The sequence below is a fragment of the Hoyosella sp. YIM 151337 genome (genome assembly GCF_026041215.1).
Taxonomy (GTDB): Bacteria; Actinomycetota; Actinomycetes; order Mycobacteriales; family Mycobacteriaceae; genus Hoyosella.
Window position 1 is genome coordinate 235704 of sequence record NZ_JAPEIQ010000026.1, and the last position, 16246, is coordinate 251949.

The 16246-nt window shown below is 63.5% G+C and carries 15 protein-coding genes; 2 read left to right on the forward strand and 13 right to left on the reverse strand.

The window, feature by feature from the left end:
• Nucleotides 1-27: 27 nt before the first annotated feature.
• From ONR57_RS13645 to ONR57_RS13680, 8 genes are all read right to left on the reverse strand, one after another.
• Complete coding sequence (locus ONR57_RS13645; protein ID WP_265124054.1) at nt 28-1056, reverse strand: ABC transporter substrate-binding protein; 1029 nt, start codon at nt 1054-1056, stop codon at nt 28-30.
• 84 nt (nt 1057-1140) lie between these two features.
• Nucleotides 1141-2238, reverse strand: a complete 1098-nt coding sequence (locus tag ONR57_RS13650) for a methyltransferase (protein ID WP_308198690.1) — start codon at nt 2236-2238, stop codon at nt 1141-1143.
• Between the two features lie 83 nt (nt 2239-2321).
• Nucleotides 2322-3701 carry an MFS transporter gene (locus tag ONR57_RS13655; RefSeq protein ID WP_265124055.1) on the reverse strand — a complete coding sequence of 460 codons (1380 nt, stop codon included), beginning with the start codon at nt 3699-3701 and terminating at the stop codon, nt 2322-2324.
• Between the two features lie 50 nt (nt 3702-3751).
• Nucleotides 3752-4933, reverse strand: coding sequence for an NADP-dependent malic enzyme (locus ONR57_RS13660; protein ID WP_265124056.1), 1182 nt, complete (start codon nt 4931-4933; stop codon nt 3752-3754).
• Nucleotides 4934-5071: 138 nt separating this feature from the next.
• On the reverse strand, nt 5072-5854 hold the full coding sequence (gene pcaD, locus ONR57_RS13665; protein ID WP_265124057.1) for a 3-oxoadipate enol-lactonase: 783 nt from the start codon (nt 5852-5854) through the stop codon (nt 5072-5074).
• Nucleotides 5851-7026 carry a thiolase family protein gene (locus ONR57_RS13670; RefSeq protein ID WP_265124058.1) on the reverse strand — a complete coding sequence of 392 codons (1176 nt, stop codon included), beginning with the start codon at nt 7024-7026 and terminating at the stop codon, nt 5851-5853. The genes pcaD and ONR57_RS13670 overlap by 4 nt, the downstream gene beginning before the upstream one ends.
• On the reverse strand, nt 7023-7814 hold the full coding sequence (locus ONR57_RS13675; protein ID WP_265124059.1) for a CoA-transferase subunit beta: 792 nt from the start codon (nt 7812-7814) through the stop codon (nt 7023-7025). The genes ONR57_RS13670 and ONR57_RS13675 overlap by 4 nt, the downstream gene beginning before the upstream one ends.
• Complete coding sequence (locus tag ONR57_RS13680; protein WP_265124060.1) at nt 7811-8632, reverse strand: CoA transferase subunit A; 822 nt, start codon at nt 8630-8632, stop codon at nt 7811-7813. The genes ONR57_RS13675 and ONR57_RS13680 overlap by 4 nt, the downstream gene beginning before the upstream one ends.
• Nucleotides 8633-8729: 97 nt before the next feature.
• Here ONR57_RS13680 and ONR57_RS13685 point away from each other — a divergent pair, with 97 nt between their 5' ends.
• The gene (locus ONR57_RS13685; protein ID WP_265124061.1) at nt 8730-9530 is read left to right on the forward strand and encodes an IclR family transcriptional regulator; all 801 of its coding nucleotides are present in this window, start codon (nt 8730-8732) and stop codon (nt 9528-9530) included.
• On the opposite strand, the gene ONR57_RS13690 is transcribed toward ONR57_RS13685, so the two are convergent.
• The 4 genes from ONR57_RS13690 to ONR57_RS23360 form a co-directional block, all read right to left on the reverse strand.
• The gene (locus ONR57_RS13690) at nt 9527-10228 is read right to left on the reverse strand and encodes an alpha/beta fold hydrolase (protein WP_265124062.1); all 702 of its coding nucleotides are present in this window, start codon (nt 10226-10228) and stop codon (nt 9527-9529) included. The two genes, ONR57_RS13685 and ONR57_RS13690, sit on opposite strands and share 4 nt — an antisense overlap.
• Before the next feature lie 14 nt (nt 10229-10242).
• Nucleotides 10243-10971, reverse strand: a complete 729-nt coding sequence (locus ONR57_RS13695) for a cupin domain-containing protein (RefSeq protein WP_265124063.1) — start codon at nt 10969-10971, stop codon at nt 10243-10245.
• A 12-nt stretch (nt 10972-10983) separates the two neighbouring features.
• A complete protein-coding gene (locus tag ONR57_RS13700; protein WP_265124064.1) occupies nt 10984-11466 on the reverse strand; it encodes a DedA family protein in 483 nt (160 codons plus the stop codon).
• A 75-nt stretch (nt 11467-11541) separates the two neighbouring features.
• Nucleotides 11542-13038 carry an alpha/beta hydrolase gene (locus ONR57_RS23360; protein WP_265124065.1) on the reverse strand — a complete coding sequence of 499 codons (1497 nt, stop codon included), beginning with the start codon at nt 13036-13038 and terminating at the stop codon, nt 11542-11544.
• Nucleotides 13039-13462: 424 nt separating this feature from the next.
• Between ONR57_RS23360 and ONR57_RS13710 the strand changes: the two genes are divergently transcribed.
• Nucleotides 13463-14833 (forward strand): wax ester/triacylglycerol synthase family O-acyltransferase, encoded by a 1371-nt coding sequence (locus ONR57_RS13710; RefSeq protein ID WP_265124066.1) that lies wholly within the window; start codon nt 13463-13465, stop codon nt 14831-14833.
• Here ONR57_RS13710 and ONR57_RS13715 read toward each other — a convergent pair.
• A complete protein-coding gene (locus ONR57_RS13715) occupies nt 14830-16218 on the reverse strand; it encodes an acyl-CoA dehydrogenase family protein (protein WP_265124067.1) in 1389 nt (462 codons plus the stop codon). The genes ONR57_RS13710 and ONR57_RS13715 overlap by 4 nt on opposite strands.
• Nucleotides 16219-16246: the final 28 nt, after the last annotated feature.

Sequence of the window (16246 nt, forward strand, 5' to 3'; positions counted from 1 at the left end):
TGCAATCCCAGTGCAGGCAAGTCAGTCTCAGCTGGTTTCGTATATCGCCGCGAACCGCTCCTTAGCCTGTTCAATCCGGGCGGCTAGTGCAGCGGAATCCCCCTGGAGCACAGTGAGTTGTCCGGCGCTACGCAGCCCTCCCGGCGGTTGTGTCTCAGGGTGCAGCGGTACATAACCGAGATCGGCAGCCACTTGTTGCCCCGCAGGGCTGAGAACGAAGTCGATGAACACACGCGCGGCGTCGCTGTCAGCACCCGATGCTGATAGCGCGATTGGTTCCGTGATGACGGGAACACCCTCATCGGGGTACGCGAAAGCCACCGGCGAGCCCTCAGCCGCGGCACGGATAGCCATGAAGTCGACTATCAGCCCATACTCGGCGTCTCCCGACGCGACGGATTCCAGAACCGCGCCGTTACCCTGTACGACCGTTGTCCGCGGTGCCAAATCTTCCCAGAATGTCCACCCGAACGCAGGGTCCTCGGACATGAGTGTCACGTTGTAAGCGGCGGCACCCGAATACAGCGGACTCGGCATCACGACCGACTCGGCCTCCGCCAGTTCAAACCACGAGGCTGGCTCGGCCGCAACACTATCGGTGTTCACGACGAGCCCTGTGCTGATCAGTTTCGTGCCCGTGAAGTAACCGTCTGGATCCGCAAACTCGTGTGGCAGTTCGGCGGCCGCGGGACTCTGATACGGCGACAGCAGGCCGTCGCCCCGCAGCGCCTGCATACTCACTTCGTCTGCTATGAGGAACACGTCACCGCCGAGTGCGTTGTTGGAATGCTCAGCGCGAGCGCGACCCAGTATTTCTTCCGTGCCCGACCGGAAAACGTCAACTGTCACGTCCGGATGTGCGGCGGTGAACGCGTCTACCAGCGCGGCGATGTCCTGATCCGGCTGCGACGTGTACACGGTGACAGTCTGGGAGTTCCCCGCCCCCGAAGCACCGGCAGACATCGGATCGCTGCCCGGATCCCCGCAGCCGGCTGCGGTAAGAATGACACCAAATGTGCACAAGGAAACAAGAGTTCGAACTCTGCGTGTAGTCACGCCCCGAAGCTAGGCGCTCAGTGCCAAGGGAACATGAACTCGGAGTGACTGCGGCGGGAACGCTCAGGTGATCGCGTCAGACATCTATCGCACAGCCGCTTCGACAATCGACGCGGGACCGATGGTCGGCAGTACCCGAGTCACCTCAAGACCGGCGGCGTGCAAAAGGTCCGCGTATTGCGCGGCGGTGCGCTCGCGGCCGCCGGTCTGAATGAGCATTTCGAGATTCAGCCATTTACTGACATGCGGGGAGTTCCCCTCCGGGACAACGGCTTCGATCACCAGCACGCGGCTTTGCTTGCCCATCACCGCGCGTACGTTGCGGAGAATATCCAGCGCCTGGGCTTCGGGCCAGTCGTGAATGATGTTCTTCAAAATGTAGAGCTCCCCACCCTGCGGGACAGCGTCGAAAAACGACCCCGCGACGGCCGTCGCCCGGTCCGCGACACCAGCCTCGACTAGATAATCACGCCCGCCCGGAAGCACTGATTCTAGATCGAACAGAACGCCGCGCGTGTCCGGCGCCTTCTGCAAGATGGCGGCGAGCAACCGCCCGTGGCCGCCGCCGACATCGACGATGCTTCGGTACGGCGTGAAATCGTAAGCCGCAAGGACCGGTCCGATCACCATCTCGGACGTTACCGTCATCGCGTCATTGAAAACCTCCGCGACCTCCTCGTTCTCTTCGAAGAATTCGAACGCACTGACGCCCCGCAGATGCTCGAGACTCGGCTTGCCGGATTGCACCGCGTAGAGCAGATCCCCCCAATGCTCCCAGTGCACGGGATGGCCAATCATCAGGACGAGAGCACGTACCGAGTTCGGCGTGTCCGACCGCAACGGCTGGCCAAGCGAGGTCAACTCGAACCGGCCGTCGCGGCGCTCACGGAATACCGATTTTGCTGAAAGCGCTCGGAGCAGCCGCAAAGTCGCGTCGGCATCCGCGCCCACTTTTTCCGCGACGCGCTGGGCGTCGATCGGGCCGCCCGCTACCGCATCGGGAATGCCGAGCTTCGTCGCGGTGTAGACCGCCTGGGTGACCCAGCTTCCGGTGGCGAGTTCCAGCACGTTGACCGGAGCGGGCGCCAGCCAGTGCGTGAGCTTGATCAAGGCCCCCCGAACTCCTTCGACGGCGCGCACAATTCCGATGGGAGGGAGTCTCGGGAGTCCCAGTCCGATCACGCGCGTCTCCTCACCGTCGGTTTGCTCCCCATTATGGGTTGCTGGGCATGCCGCTCGGTGAATGTTGCCCGAACCAGCCGCCCTCAATCGCGATTGTTACGTGACCTAGCGGGGCGTGCGATCTGCTTCGTGTGGGCTGCGGCACGCCACCAGATCTGCAGAACGATCAGCAGGAGGGCAGTTACGAGGCCCGTTCCTGCCATCACCATGAACGCGCCGGTGAAACCCCAGACCTCTGCCGCTGTGAGCACGATTAGCGGTGCAGCCGCGCCACCGAGATGGCCCACTCCATCGGTGACCGCGATGCCAGTGGCGCGGAACTGGTGCGGGAAATGCTCGGCTGTGTACGTGTATAGCAGCGGGACCAGAAAGCCGATTGTCGACGACGCAATGAACCCGAAAAACATGACGGATGCGGCACCATGAATAACGCCGATCGCGAGTAGCGCCCCCGCCCACACCAGGGCACCCAGTGCCGTGGTGATACGCCGGTCATACCGATCCGCGAGGACCGTCGCGACTACGGCGCCCACCACAAATCCGGTACCGGTTACTACCAAGAAGGTCAGACTCGAGGTGAGGCTGAACCCGTGATTCGTCAGCAGGGTGGGGGCAAGTGTGAGCCACCCATAATTACCGAGGTAATACACCATCCAAATAAGGGTGAACAACGCGGTCAGCCACACGTAGGGAGGACGCAGCAGACTCGCTTGGCTGCCTGGATCCGCTGGTATCGGCGCCACCGGGGCAGGCAGTTCGCGCCCAGTGATCACGCGCGCCCGGGCCTCTGCCTGACTTATCACACGTTCCGCATCGGCGGTGTGACCGCGCGCCAGCAGCCAGCGCGCTGAGGCGGGCATGTCGCGGCGCAGCACCGCGATGGTAAGCCCGCCTGCCGCACCGATGACAAACAGCACGCGCCAGCCCGCGTCGAACGCGGGGATCAAAAACCTGCCGACCAGCGGAACCGCAGCAAAACCAGCGAAGGCCATGACACCGACGATGCAGGTGACCCGGCCGCGCAACTTCTCCGGCGCGAGCTCCCCCACATACGTAGTGACAGCGGCGATCTCAGCGCCAATCCCCATTCCCGCGATAAACCGGAACACGATCAGCCAGACGATCCCCGGGCTTGCCGCGGCAGCGAGCGTTCCCGCAGTGAACACGCACACCGAAATCATCATGCTGAGCCGGCGCCCGCGTGTGTCGGCGATCCGGCTGTCGATGAACGCGCCGACGATGTAGCCGGCCAAGCTGCTCGTGACAGCGAGAGCCGCCACCTTGCTCGAGACCCCGAACTGGTCCGTAATGACCGGAAGTGCAAGGCCGATCGTCACAACATCGAAGTAGGCGAAAAAATACCCGGCCCCGATCACGACCAGCAATCGGTTGCCATAGGGCCATACAGGAATGCGGTCAAGCCGGGCGATCAGCGCCGCGCTGTCCCGCTCCGAGGCGGTCATGCGATTACGCTACGCCTCCCGCAGGTGACCCGTGGCAGAGTCGCCCACATTCAGGCGCGGGCGACCTGAGTGACAGCCATTGCGACGGCGGGAGCGACGCGCGGGTCGAGCGGACTTGGCACGATCCGGTCCGGCGTCAACTCATCAGCCACGACATCAGCGATCGCATCCGCGGCCGCAAGCTTCATCTCCTCGGTGATCATCCGGGCACCGGCATCGAGTGCTCCCTTGAACACACCAGGGAACGCGAGAACGTTGTTGATCTGGTTCGGAAAGTCACTGCGTCCTGTCGCAACGATCGCGGCATACTTGCGCGCGATCTCTGGGTGGACTTCCGGGTCGGGGTTCGACATCGCGAACACGATCGATTGCGGCGCCATCGACGAAATGAGAGCCTCTGGCATTGTCCCGGCGGAAACGCCGATGAAGACATCCGCGCCGGTGAGCGCCTCGGCTGATCCGCCGCTCATTGCACGTGGATTCGTCCGGGCCGCCAGGTCCGTTTTCACCGGCGTGAGATCCGCGCGTGCTTGTGAAACGATGCCTTTCGAATCCAGCACGATCACATCAGAAACGCCCGCCGCCAGGAGGATGTTCGTGCACGCCACCCCTGCCGCACCAGCGCCTGAGATCACGACTTTCAGCGAAGTGAGTGGACGCCCCTGCTGGCGCGCCGCATTCTTCAGGGCCGCGAGCGTCACAATCGCGGTGCCGTGCTGATCGTCGTGCATCACGGGACAGTCCAGCGCTTCGATGAGCCGCTGCTCGATTTCGAAACAGCGCGGGGCCGAGATGTCCTCGAGGTTCACCGCACCGAAACTCGGACGCACACGGACGATAGTCTCCACAATTTCGTCGACGTCCTGAGTGTCGAGCACGAGCGGGATGGAATCGAGACCAGCAAACTTCTTGAAGAGCGCGGACTTCCCTTCCATCACCGGCAACGACGCGCGCGCCCCGATATTGCCGAGCCCCAGAACTGCCGATCCGTCACTCACGACTGCGACAAGCCGTTTGGTCCAGGTGTAGCGGTCGGCAAGCGTCTCGTCGGTGGCGATCGCGCGGCTGACCTGCGCGACGCCGGGCGTATAGGCGATCGAGAGGTCGCGCTGTGAAGCAAGCGCACTTGTCAGCGACACTTCCAGCTTTCCGCCGACGTGGCTGGCAAAAATTTCTTCCGTGGTGATCTCCGGCGTGCTCGATGTTTTCGAGACCTCAGGAGCTTCAGTCATTGCGACAACCCTTCCGTGCCCAGCGCGCGAGACGCGCGCCTCCAAAGACCATGGCTGCACGCCACAGTGTTAGTAGCTCCGCACCGAGTAACTTGCGGCGGCAGCGCCGCACACCATGAGGCGTATGTGTGAGATGGCTCAGCCGTGAGCCGAACGAATATGTTCCAAGATGAGCTGGTTTACCTCGCCCGGTCGCTCCGCGCTGGCGAGGTGCGCTCCCGGGCTCACAATAGCAAGCCTGCCCTGCTGGACAGTTTCGGCGATGAGCTTTCCGTGGTAAGGCGGCGTCGCGGGATCCTCCGCACCAGCAATAACGAGCGTGGGTGTGGGAATTGTCTCAAGCCGATCGAGGATGTCCATCTGCTCAATCGCCGTGCAACACGACGCATATCCTTCCGCCGGTATTGCCGCCACCATCTCGCGGAAAAAAGTGATGCGGCCTGGATTCGCTTCCGCCCAGCCTGGGGTGAACCACCGGCTCACCACCGCTTCGGCGACCGCCTGCGTGCCTTGCTTTCGCACCAGCGCCGCACGCTCGGCCCATCCAGATGCCGGTCCAAGGTCGGCTGACGTGCAACACAACGTGAGCGTCGAAAGGCGTTCCGGTGAGTTTTCGGCGAGCCACATGCCGACCATGCCGCCGAGCGACAGTCCAGCGAAATGAACACGGCGCGCGTTGAGCAGGTTGAGCAGTTCGAGCACGTCACCGCCCAAATCGTCCAGCGAGTACGGGCCGCGCGGCACCGGCGAACCGCCGTGGCCACGGTGGTCATAGCGGATAACCCGGTAGCCGGCGTCAGTCAGCGCCGTCACCTGTGGCTCCCACATGCGGACGTCACTTCCCAGCGAGCCGCTGAAGAGGACGATGGCACCGTCGTCCGGGCCGTCGCTGACCCAGTTCACGCGCACTGCCACGCTCATGCCTCCAACACCACCGCCAGGCCTTGCCCAACGCCAATGCACAGCGCGGCCAGGCCCCACTTTCCGCCACTGCGGCGAAGCTGACGTGCGAGCTGATTGATCACCCGCGCACCCGATGCGCCCAGCGGATGGCCGAGCGCGATTGCTCCGCCATTCACGTTGACGATAGCTGGGTCGAGATCAGGCCAGCTGCGCAGGCACGCCAGCGACTGCGCGGCAAACGCTTCATTCAATTCGACCGCGCTGAGGTCGCTCCACGTGATGCCAGCACGTTTGAGCGCGATGTCGGCTGCACGTACGGGTCCGATGCCGAAAATATCTGGGTCAACGCCAGCGGCTCCGCGGCCTGCGATGCGCGCCAGCGGCGTGACATTGAGCGTTTTCGCGGTCGCCTCGTCTGCGAGCAGCAGCGCGGACGCGCCATCAGTAAGCGGTGACGCGTTTCCCGCCGTGACGGTGCCGGCTCGCCGGAAAGACGGGCGGAGTTTCGCGAGCTTCTCGGCGGTCGTGCCGGGACGCAGTGGTTCGTCCCGTGTGAGTTCCGTGTCCGGAACTGCTGCGACGTGGTCGTCGTAGAACCCGTTGTCCCACGCGTGCGCGGCTTTCCGGTGGCTGCTCGCGGCGAACTCGTCTTGCTCATCACGATCGATGCCGTACTGCTCGGCAAGGCGCTCAGTGCTTTCGCCGAGGGAGATGGTCCACTCGACCGGCATTTCCGGGTTGACGAGCCGCCAGCCCAGCGTTGTCGAATACAGCGTTTCGCTGTCGGCCGGGTAGGCCTTCTCGGGCTTCGCGAGCACCCAGGGCGCGCGGCTCATCGACTCCACGCCACCGGCGACGACAACCGACGCGTCGCCCGTTTCGAGCATCCGGGAGGCGTGCATCATCGCGTCCATGCTTGATCCGCAAAGCCGGTTCACCGTGGTGCCGGTGACAGTGGCCGGCCAGCCAGCCAGCAGCGCCGACATGCGAGCGACATTACGGTTGTCTTCCCCCGCCTGGTTGGCGGCGCCGAACACCACGTCATCGACGAGAGCAGGATCGAAGCCGGTGCGCTCACACAGCGCAGCCAGCACGTGGGCACCGAGGTCATCTGGTCGGACGCCGCTCAGCGCACCGCCATACCTGCCGAAGGGAGTGCGGACGCCGTCTAGAAGAAACGATGCGGTCATGCTGCTGCTTTCAGGGCTCGGAGTTCGTTCAGCTCGGCGGTGGTGGGCGCGGGGGTGGTATCAACGGAGTCTGCGACCTTCAGATCCCAGCCGGTTGCCTCCTTCACCTGCTCAACCGTGACGCCAGGATGTACCGCAACGAGGATCAGCTCTCCGGCGGAATCGGGACGCATGACGCCCAAGTCGGTGATGACGAGGGTGGGACCGTTGCCCCGGAGGCCGAGTGCCGCACGCTCGCCATGGCCGCGTCCGTGACCGAGCGACGTAATGAAGTCGACCTTATCGACGAACGACCGCCGACTCTGTCGCACCACGACGAACACCTCACCACACGAGGCTGCGATCTCAGGCGCGCCGCCGGCACCGGGCAGCCGCACTTTGGGGTCGTGGTAGTCCGGACCAATAACGGTGGTGTTGATATTGCCGTACTTGTCGAGCTGCGCGGCGCCGAGAAAGCCCACGTCGATGCGGCCGGGCTGCAGCCAATAGTTGAACACCTCGGGCACGCTGATCACCGCGTCGGCTGTTTCCGCGAGAATGCCGTCGCCGATCGAGGCCGGCAGGTGATTCGGCTTCGACCCAAGCGTCCCTGATTCGTAGATGAGGACAAGGTCGTGAGCGTGCGTGCGGCGGGCCAGGTTCGCAGCGGTGGACGGCAGACCGATACCCACAAAGCAGCGTTTACCGCTAGTGAGTGCGCGGGCCGCGGCGACGGTCATCATCTCGTCGGCGGTGTAGGTGGTGGACTGCTTGACGGCTTGTGCGGTTACTGCAATTGCTGAGGTCATGCGATGCTCCCGGAGTTCTGATAGACCTTTTCGTCGAGCCAGTCGGCGAACGCGTCCCTATCGCGGCCAATCGGATCCCACGCCGCGTAATAGGCGTTGTCACGCTCGGAGTAGCCCTGTGCGTAGGAGGGGTGGGCACCGCCGGGGACTTCCGCAACCCGTGTCACAACCCAGCTGGGCAGCACAATGCCGCCGGGTACTGGCTCAAGTGTGTCGACAACTTCTTCGACCGTCACGATCGAGCGCTTAGCGGCGAGCACCGCTTCCTTCTGGACGCCGAGCAGACCCCAAAGCTGGACGTTGCCCTGCCGGTCAGCGCGCTGTGCGTGAACTACCGTGACGTCTGGGTTGATCGCCGGCACAGCCGTCAGCGTCTCGCCCGTGAACGGGCAGACGATGGGCTTGATGGTATCGGTGACCGTTGGCAAGTCGGTGCCGCGATAGCCACGCAGCACCGCGAACGGCAGACCTGAAGCCCCAGCAACGTATCGGTTGGCCATTCCGGCGTGACTATGCTCCTCGATTTCAAGGGGAACTGGCCACGCGTTCTGCACGGCGTCGCGGAAGCGGTGCAGCGAACCGACACCAGGGTTGCCGCCCCACGAGAACACCAGTTTGCGGGCACAACCGGCACCGATGAGCTGGTCGTAAATGATGTCTGGAGTCATCCGCACGAGCGTCAGATCGCGCTTGCGCTGCCTAATGATTTCCCGTCCCGCCGCCACCGGGATCAGATGAGTGAACCCTTCAAGCGCGACCATGTCGCCGTCGTTGATCAGCTCTGCGACGGCGTCAGCTAGCGAGGTTATCGTCGCCACATGTACTCCAATGTTCGTATTTCGCACGATTGTTCTTATTATGAACACTGCTACGGCCTGGGTCAATGGCGGGCGATCTGGGTTGTACGCTTGGCCCGTGACGGCGACACACGACGACAGCGACCGGGGCGCACACTTTGTGCAGTCCCTCGAGCGCGGCCTCGCCGTAATCAGATGCTTTGGCGCCGAGCACCCTCGACTCACACTGTCCGAAGTGGCGCACGAAACTGGACTGACCCGCGCCGCGGCCAGGCGGTTCCTGCTCACGCTCGCGGACCTTGGATACGTGCGTTCGGATGGGCGGTACTTCAGCCTCACCGCGCGTGTGCTTGAACTAGGGTTTTCGTACCTATCGAGCCTGACACTGCCCGAAGTGGCGAACCCGCACCTCGAACGGCTCTCAGCGGCGGTGCACGAATCCTGTTCTGTATCAGTGCTCGACGCTGGAGAAGTCGTTTACGTTGCGCGAGTCGCGGCGTCACGAATCATGACGGTGAGCATTAACGTAGGCACGCGCTTCCCCGCCTACGCGACATCAATGGGGCATGTTTTGCTCGCGGGTCTCACGCCTGAAGCCCTTGACGATTACCTTGCCGCAACGACGTTCACCCCATTCACCGATCGTACGATCACGGATGAGTATTCGCTTCGCCAGGAGCTAGAACGTGTTCGCAGACAGGGCTTTTCGATCGTCGATCAAGAGCTCGAAGAAGGGTTGCGCTCCATCGCAGCGCCCATTCGAGACCCCGGCGGGACGGTGATCGCTGCAGTGAATATTTCCGCGCACACCTCCCGCCGCACGATCAGCGCGATGAGGAGCGAACTGCTGCCGCCGCTGCTCACGGCAGCGGAGAATATCCAGGCCGATTTGGCGCGCGGCGGCGTGCGCGCCCGCTAAGCGACCTTCAACTCGGCGAGGTATCCGATCAGCAGCGCGGTCAGGTCGTCAGGGCGCGCGAGCGCGGACAGGTGGCCGCTGTCGATGACATCAGGTTCGATACCGAGCCGTTCACGACTGAGCCCCTGCATGAAACCGAGCGGGAACAAGCGGTCATAACGGCCTGCGATGACTCGGGTAGGCACTGCGGGCCAGTCCGGCCCATCCCAGCCCGCCGCGAACGGTGTTTCCGACTGATCCCGGACGTGCGCGGCACTATCAGTGACGACCTCGCGGGATACGTCGTGCAGAAAGAGTTCCAGCGGGTCGAAGGGTGCGTCGGGGTCGCGGCCCTGCGCATTCGCGTACTCCCGAGCCGCATCCGGCTGGCGAGTACTGGCCCACCATTCGCCGCCGGATTCGCCGGGCCGCGGAATCATTGGACACGTCAGCACAAGTAACGCAGCGGACACCCGCTCACACGTCCGCACCGCGGTGTAAGCACCCATCGATTGCCCGACAACAACGAGCGGCTGCATCACAGGATCCGGCAGCGCGGCGACAGCTGTATCGGTGTACTCGGCGAAGCCCGCGGTGTCATCGTCAACCGGCAGATCCGGTGTGATGACGGTATGACCGTACTGCTCGAGCAGTGGCGCGACGCGGTGCCAGTACCATGGGCCGGCACCGGCGCCAGGTATGAGCAGGAATGTTGCCATGGCTGTCCCTTCCGTCAACCGAGAGTGAAATCCGCGAAATCGAACTCAGGGCTCACGACGCACGTCACCAGCACATCTCCGATCGCGCGAGCAGACTGCCGCGCACCAGCGGGGACCACCGCGTGCATCGGTCCGCCAACTGCGATCGGGCGCAGCCGTTCTGTGTGGTCATCGATCCGTAAATCCAGGTCGCCGGGGCCGTGGACGATCCACATTTCGTCGGATGTCACAGCGTGCGGCTGGGACACCTGCGTCTCGGCGAGGAAGTACAGGATCGCGCTGGCGGTAGCACGGTCGCCGCGTTCGGACCTGACGCGGTGCGAACTCGTCCAGATGCGCCGGAACCAGCCGCCCTCTGGATGCGGCAGCAGGTCCTGCGCCTCAGCGATGGCTGGCCGTTCCTCGAAGGCGAGGAAACGCCCCCCGAGCTCGCGCCGCGCGTACAGCACTTCCCGGACGGCACTCACCTCGATCGGGCCGTAGACGTGGGGGAACACGAGATCCGGCCCGAGCCCAGGCGCAACGCCGACGGGCGCCTCGTACCGGATTTCCGCTGTGATCGCATCCGGGTCGAGCACGAGCACGACAAAGGCACCGGGGTCGTCACGGTAGAAATGGTTCGCAACTTTCACGAGCGTTTCGGTGTCGTCCGTGCAGTGCACGAATCCCTCCTGCTCGAGCGACGGCGGGGCGATCCAGCGCTCAGCGGCACGCCAGTGCGCGAGGGGCAGCAAATGCAGCATATGGGGAGGTCCTTAATGCTCGGCCACGTTCGCTGCACTCCGGCGGCGGCGCAGGATCAGCAGAGTGACGATCGCGGCGATCACGAGTAAGGCGGCAACCGCCAGAAACGGTGATTCAACGAATATCGAGAGCCACGCGGTCATCACCGCCAGGCCGCCGAAGGTGTAGATCGCTGCCCACATCAGACAGCCCAGGAACATGGCTACCAGATAGCGGAAGAAGTGCATGCGCATCGCCCCTGCCGCCAGGTTGATCGCGGTCTGCACTCCAATGGTCAGGAATGACACCGTCACCGCGGGCGGACCGTATCGGTTGATCGCCGCCTCGGCCCGATCCAGTTTGCTGCCCAGCCGTGCACCGAACCGGGAACGATGAACGCCAGCACCCAATGCCCGCCCCACCCAGTAGGTGGCCTGGGCACGCAGAAAAACAATCCCGAGGAGCGAGAAGTACACGACCACGACCGATCGGCCCTCGAGGAACGTGTACTCCATGCGCGCCCCTTAACCCGCTCCTGCCCCATGACCGCGCGGACGCTGCCCCTCTCGAGCAGCGTCCACATCACGACGCTACAGGAGCGGAGTCCGGATGGGCGGCTCCGGCGCTTCAGTAACGCCCACCGTCCCCGTGCGCAGATACTCGATCACCGCGGCGTCGACCGTCGAGTTACCTTTGCCGAACGCGCCATGGTCCCCGCCACCCACGGTGATGAGGTGGGCACCCATCCGGTCGCGCAGGCGCAGACCACCGTCGTACGGTGTTTGCGGATCCTCCCGGGACTGCACCAGCAGCGGCTGAACCTCAAGGCCAGCGTTCTGAACGTTCACTGGCGTGGTGACGGGTGGCGCGCCCGCACACGCGGCACCAGAGCTGAACGTGTATCCGATGAGTTCAAAGATGTCACCGCTGATGAAATTGTGCACGAGGAACGCCGGGTAATCCCACGGCCGCGGCGCCACCTGATTCTCGTTGCACATGATCACATTCTGCATGGCCTGGAACTGCAGGAGTTCGTTCATCAGATCGTCGGAGAGTTCGAAACCGCCGGGATCGACGCCACCGTTGCGGATGGACTGGGCAACGAACGGCCACATGTCCCGCTGCGGCGCCGCGTCGCGTGTGAGCCCGTAGACCGTCGACATCAGCTGGGAGGGTGTGAGAATGTTCGAGAGCCAGCCTTCGAACTGTGCCCGTGCGCCCTCGGTCAGATTGATGCCCGCGATGTATTGCTCGGCAAAATCCCGAAGAGCGGGTGGCACATCCCCGACCTGCGCCGGCGGCGGGGCGAGCGTCGGAGACGCGCCTGCTTCAGCTGCCACCACACCCGCCCAGCGCTGATACACCTGCAGCGGGGTATCGCCAAGGTCGTATACGTCGTCGTTGTCCGCGATCCATTGCATCATCGCGTACACACGCTGCTTGTATCCATCGTTCTGTTGCCACAGGACTTCGTTCCATGCCCAGTCAGGATCCATCGCGGAATCAAGGACGAGGCGGTCGACGTGCTGCGGAAATAGCGTGGCGTACGTCGAGCCGAGGAACGTGCCATAGGAAAGGCCGTAGATGCTGATTCTGTCTTCGCCGAGCTGTCGGCGTACTTCCTCCCAGTCACGAGCTGTGGTTTCAGTCGTGATCGTTGCCGTGTAGCCGGGATTCGCAGCGTCACACATCGCACGAGTCGCGCCACCATAGTTGACCGTGGCCGTTACGATGTCGAGCGGCGGCACGCACTCCACTGGCGTGCCGAAAGGCAAACCGCGCGGCTGGACGCCGATGAGATCCCATTCGTTGCGCAACTCCTGCGGGAACGTGAAGAGCTCGTTGTCTTCGAACATCGGCAGTGCGCTCCCGCCGGGACCGCCCGGATTACCGAAGAGAACACCGCGCTTGTTACCGTGCGCCGGTAGCTTGCTAACCGTGAGAGTGATTGTCGGCCCATCCGGATTCGCGTAGTCACGGGGCACGTCGACCTCCGCGCACTGCGCCGCTTGGACATAGCTTCCCTCTGGGCACGGCCCCCAGCGAAGGGTCTCTGGCTGCGCGAGAGCCTGTGCAGGTAAAGCCACCACCCCACTAGCGATCACAACCGAACTTACTACCGCAGCGCTCCCCCTGCGAACTACGCGCACGCTTCACCCTTCCATGATCACCGACTGTTGCTAAAGGGACTCTAATGGGCTCAGGTCACCCGCGCAGGACCAAGATCCTTACTGCGCAGAACATCCCAATTCGCACGTTGCAGATTCCTGTGGGAGGCGAGCGAAGCCGATGGAACCGATGAGCCACGCGCCGCGTCATCTATGGGTGGATGCAGAAACAAGCATCTACGGGGAAGCGGATGCGCTGCGGTGTGTGGAAGGAGAGGGCCACTGCCGCAGCACATTCGTCCGGTTCAGCAATACCCGTGATAACGACCGAACTGTGCTTGCATCCCGCATACACTCAAAAATCTGATGCATGGATCGTCCCAGCTCGGGGAAAGGACCCCACATGCGGCTCATGGCTCCGAACGATTTCGTCTTCCTGGGTCTCGAAACCCGCGAGCATCCCATGCATGTTGGTGGCCTCGAACTGTTTACGCCACCGGAGGGAGCCGGGGAAGACTTCGCCCGCAACCTCTACAACGAGCTAATATCTGCTCCGGAGGTATCCTCCACATTTCGCCGCCGCCCCGGCACTCCACTCAATACGCTGCGGAATCTCACGTGGCGCGAGGATGCGGAGATAGACCTCGAATACCACGTGCGGCTATCCGCCCTGCCGCGGCCGGGCCGCATCCGTGAACTCCTCGAAACCGTGTCGCTGTGGCACTCGTCGCTGCTCGACCGGCATCGACCGCTGTGGGAAATGCACGTTGTCGAGGGGTTATCCGACGGCCGCCTCGCTGTGTACACCAAGATCCACCACGCACTCGTCGATGGTGTCACCGCACTGCGTCTCCTGCAGAAAAGCCTCACCGACGATGCCTCGGAAACCAGCCTGCCGGCACCGTTCGCACCGCGTCAGCCGAGAACCGCACGGGGCTCGCGGGGATTCAATCCGCTCGGCCTCGCCAAAACCGGACTAAGCCTCACTGGCGACGTCGCAGGCTCGGTGCCAGCGGCGTATCGGATAGGGCGGCAGATCATGCGCGAGCGTGACATCCCGCTTCCGCTGCGGGCGCCGAAATCGATGTTCAACGTCCCGATCGGTGGGGCCCGGCGGTTCGCGGCACAATCATGGTCCCTGGATCGGCTGCGCCGCGTCGCGAAAGCAGCCGGCTCCACACTCAACGACGTCGTGCTGTGCATGTGTGGCGGGGCGTTGCGTGAATACCTCCTCACACAGAATGCGCTGCCGGAGAAGCCGCTCATCGCCTTCGTGCCCGTCTCCTTGCACTCACTAACTGGGGAGGCCGAAGCGGGTAACGCTGTCACCGTGGTGATGGCCAGTTTGGGGACTGACGAGGATGATCCGCTCGCCCGTATGAAAGCAATCAGGCGGTCAATGGGCCAAGCCAAAGAGATGATGGCAGGCTTGTCTCCGCTCCAGTCGATCGCACTCGGCGCGACTCTCGCCGGGCCGTTCGCCCTGACCAGCGCCGCCGGGCTCTCTAGCTTCACGCCACCGACATTTAACGTGATCATCTCGAATGTCCCCGGCCCAAAAAAGCCGCTGTACTGGAATGGCGCGAAACTCGATGGCATCTATCCGGCGTCGATCGTCATGGACGGTCTCGCGTTGAATATCACGCTGGCGAGCAACGTCGATTCCCTCGACTTTGGCGTCATCGGCTGCCGCCAGTCCGTGCCGCACCTCCAGCATCTGCTGCGACACCTCGAAGACTCGCTTGCGAGTCTTGAAAAAGCAGCTGGACTTTAGCGGCGGTTGGGGGGCGCCAGGAACCGCATGGCAGCCCGCAGCGCTGGCGCGGGGATGTGGTCTTTGGCGTTCAGAGCCGCCGCACCAATGCGGGTGCGCAGCGGTGTGCCGCGGCCGAGCTGACGGTTCAGCTGTCCGCCATCCACCGGAAGGTCATAGTGCAGCGGGGTGCCCACAGCGGCCCCCAGTGAGCGGCCGATGACCATCCGCTGGATTTCACTGGTGCCTTCGAAAATCGTGTAAAGCTTCGCGTCCCGATACCACTTTTCGACCGGGTTGTCCGTAATGTAGCCCCAGCCTCCGCACGTCTGAATGGCCTGCTCAGTTGCCCGAACTGCGACCTCACTTGCGGCCAGTTTCGACATCGATCCCTCTGCGTGCCGGAACGGAACGTTGTTCGCCGCCATCCACGACGCCCGCCAGGTGAGCAGACGCGCGGCGTCGAGCTGGGTAGCAATATCCGCCAGCGGAAAGGACACACCCTGGTTATCGATGATCGGGGCGCCAAACGCCTCCCGCTCGTTCGCGTACCCGGCCGCGAATTCGAGCGCCGCGCGCGCGATCCCCAGTGCTTGGGCCGCAACCATCGGCCGAGTCTGCTCAAACGTGCCGAGTGTCGCGGAGCGGCGGCCAGGGGCCGCGGCACCCTCCGCTTCAGCGCGCGCTCGCTCGCGCCGTCTATTCAGTTTGTCGTCCCCACCGAGCAGATGATCCGCTGGTATGCGACAGTCGTGGAAGCGCAGCTCAGCCGTGTGTGACGCGCGGCAGCCGAGTTTATCGAGCTTCCTCACCAATTCGATCCCCGGTGTGTCACCGGGAACGATGAACAACGCTTGTCCGCGGTGCCCGAGATCAGGGTCGACGGTGGCATTGACGACGTGCACGTCCGCGATCCCACCATTACCGATCCACATCTTGTGACCCTCGATGATCCAGTGGTCACCCTCGCGCGTCGCGGTCGTGCGCAGGTTGCGCACGTCGCTGCCGCCTTCCGGTTCAGACACACACAGCGCAGCAAGTTTGAGGTCGCCCGGCGAGCCGAAGCACTCGGGTGCCCAGCGCAGCATCTGTTCAGGAGTGGCCGACTGCCCAATGGATGACAAAGCGAGCGCGGGCATCACGATCGCCAGTCCGATACCAGCGCAGCCCCAGAACAGTTCTTCCATGAACAGGGGCAGGGACAAACCCGTCGGGTCGCCTATTAGATCCCGGTAGAAAAGCGGCGAGTAAAAGCCCTCTTCTGCAGCCTTTTCGAGGACCTCCCAGGGAAATTCCTGAGCTTTGTCGTACTTGGCCGCCACCGGGCGGATGACGTCCTCCGCGAACGCGTGCGTACGTTCGACGAGATCCTGCTGGGCTCCCGTTAGTGATAGGTCGAAACTCATCGGCGCCTCCTTGATCGACCGGGGCATA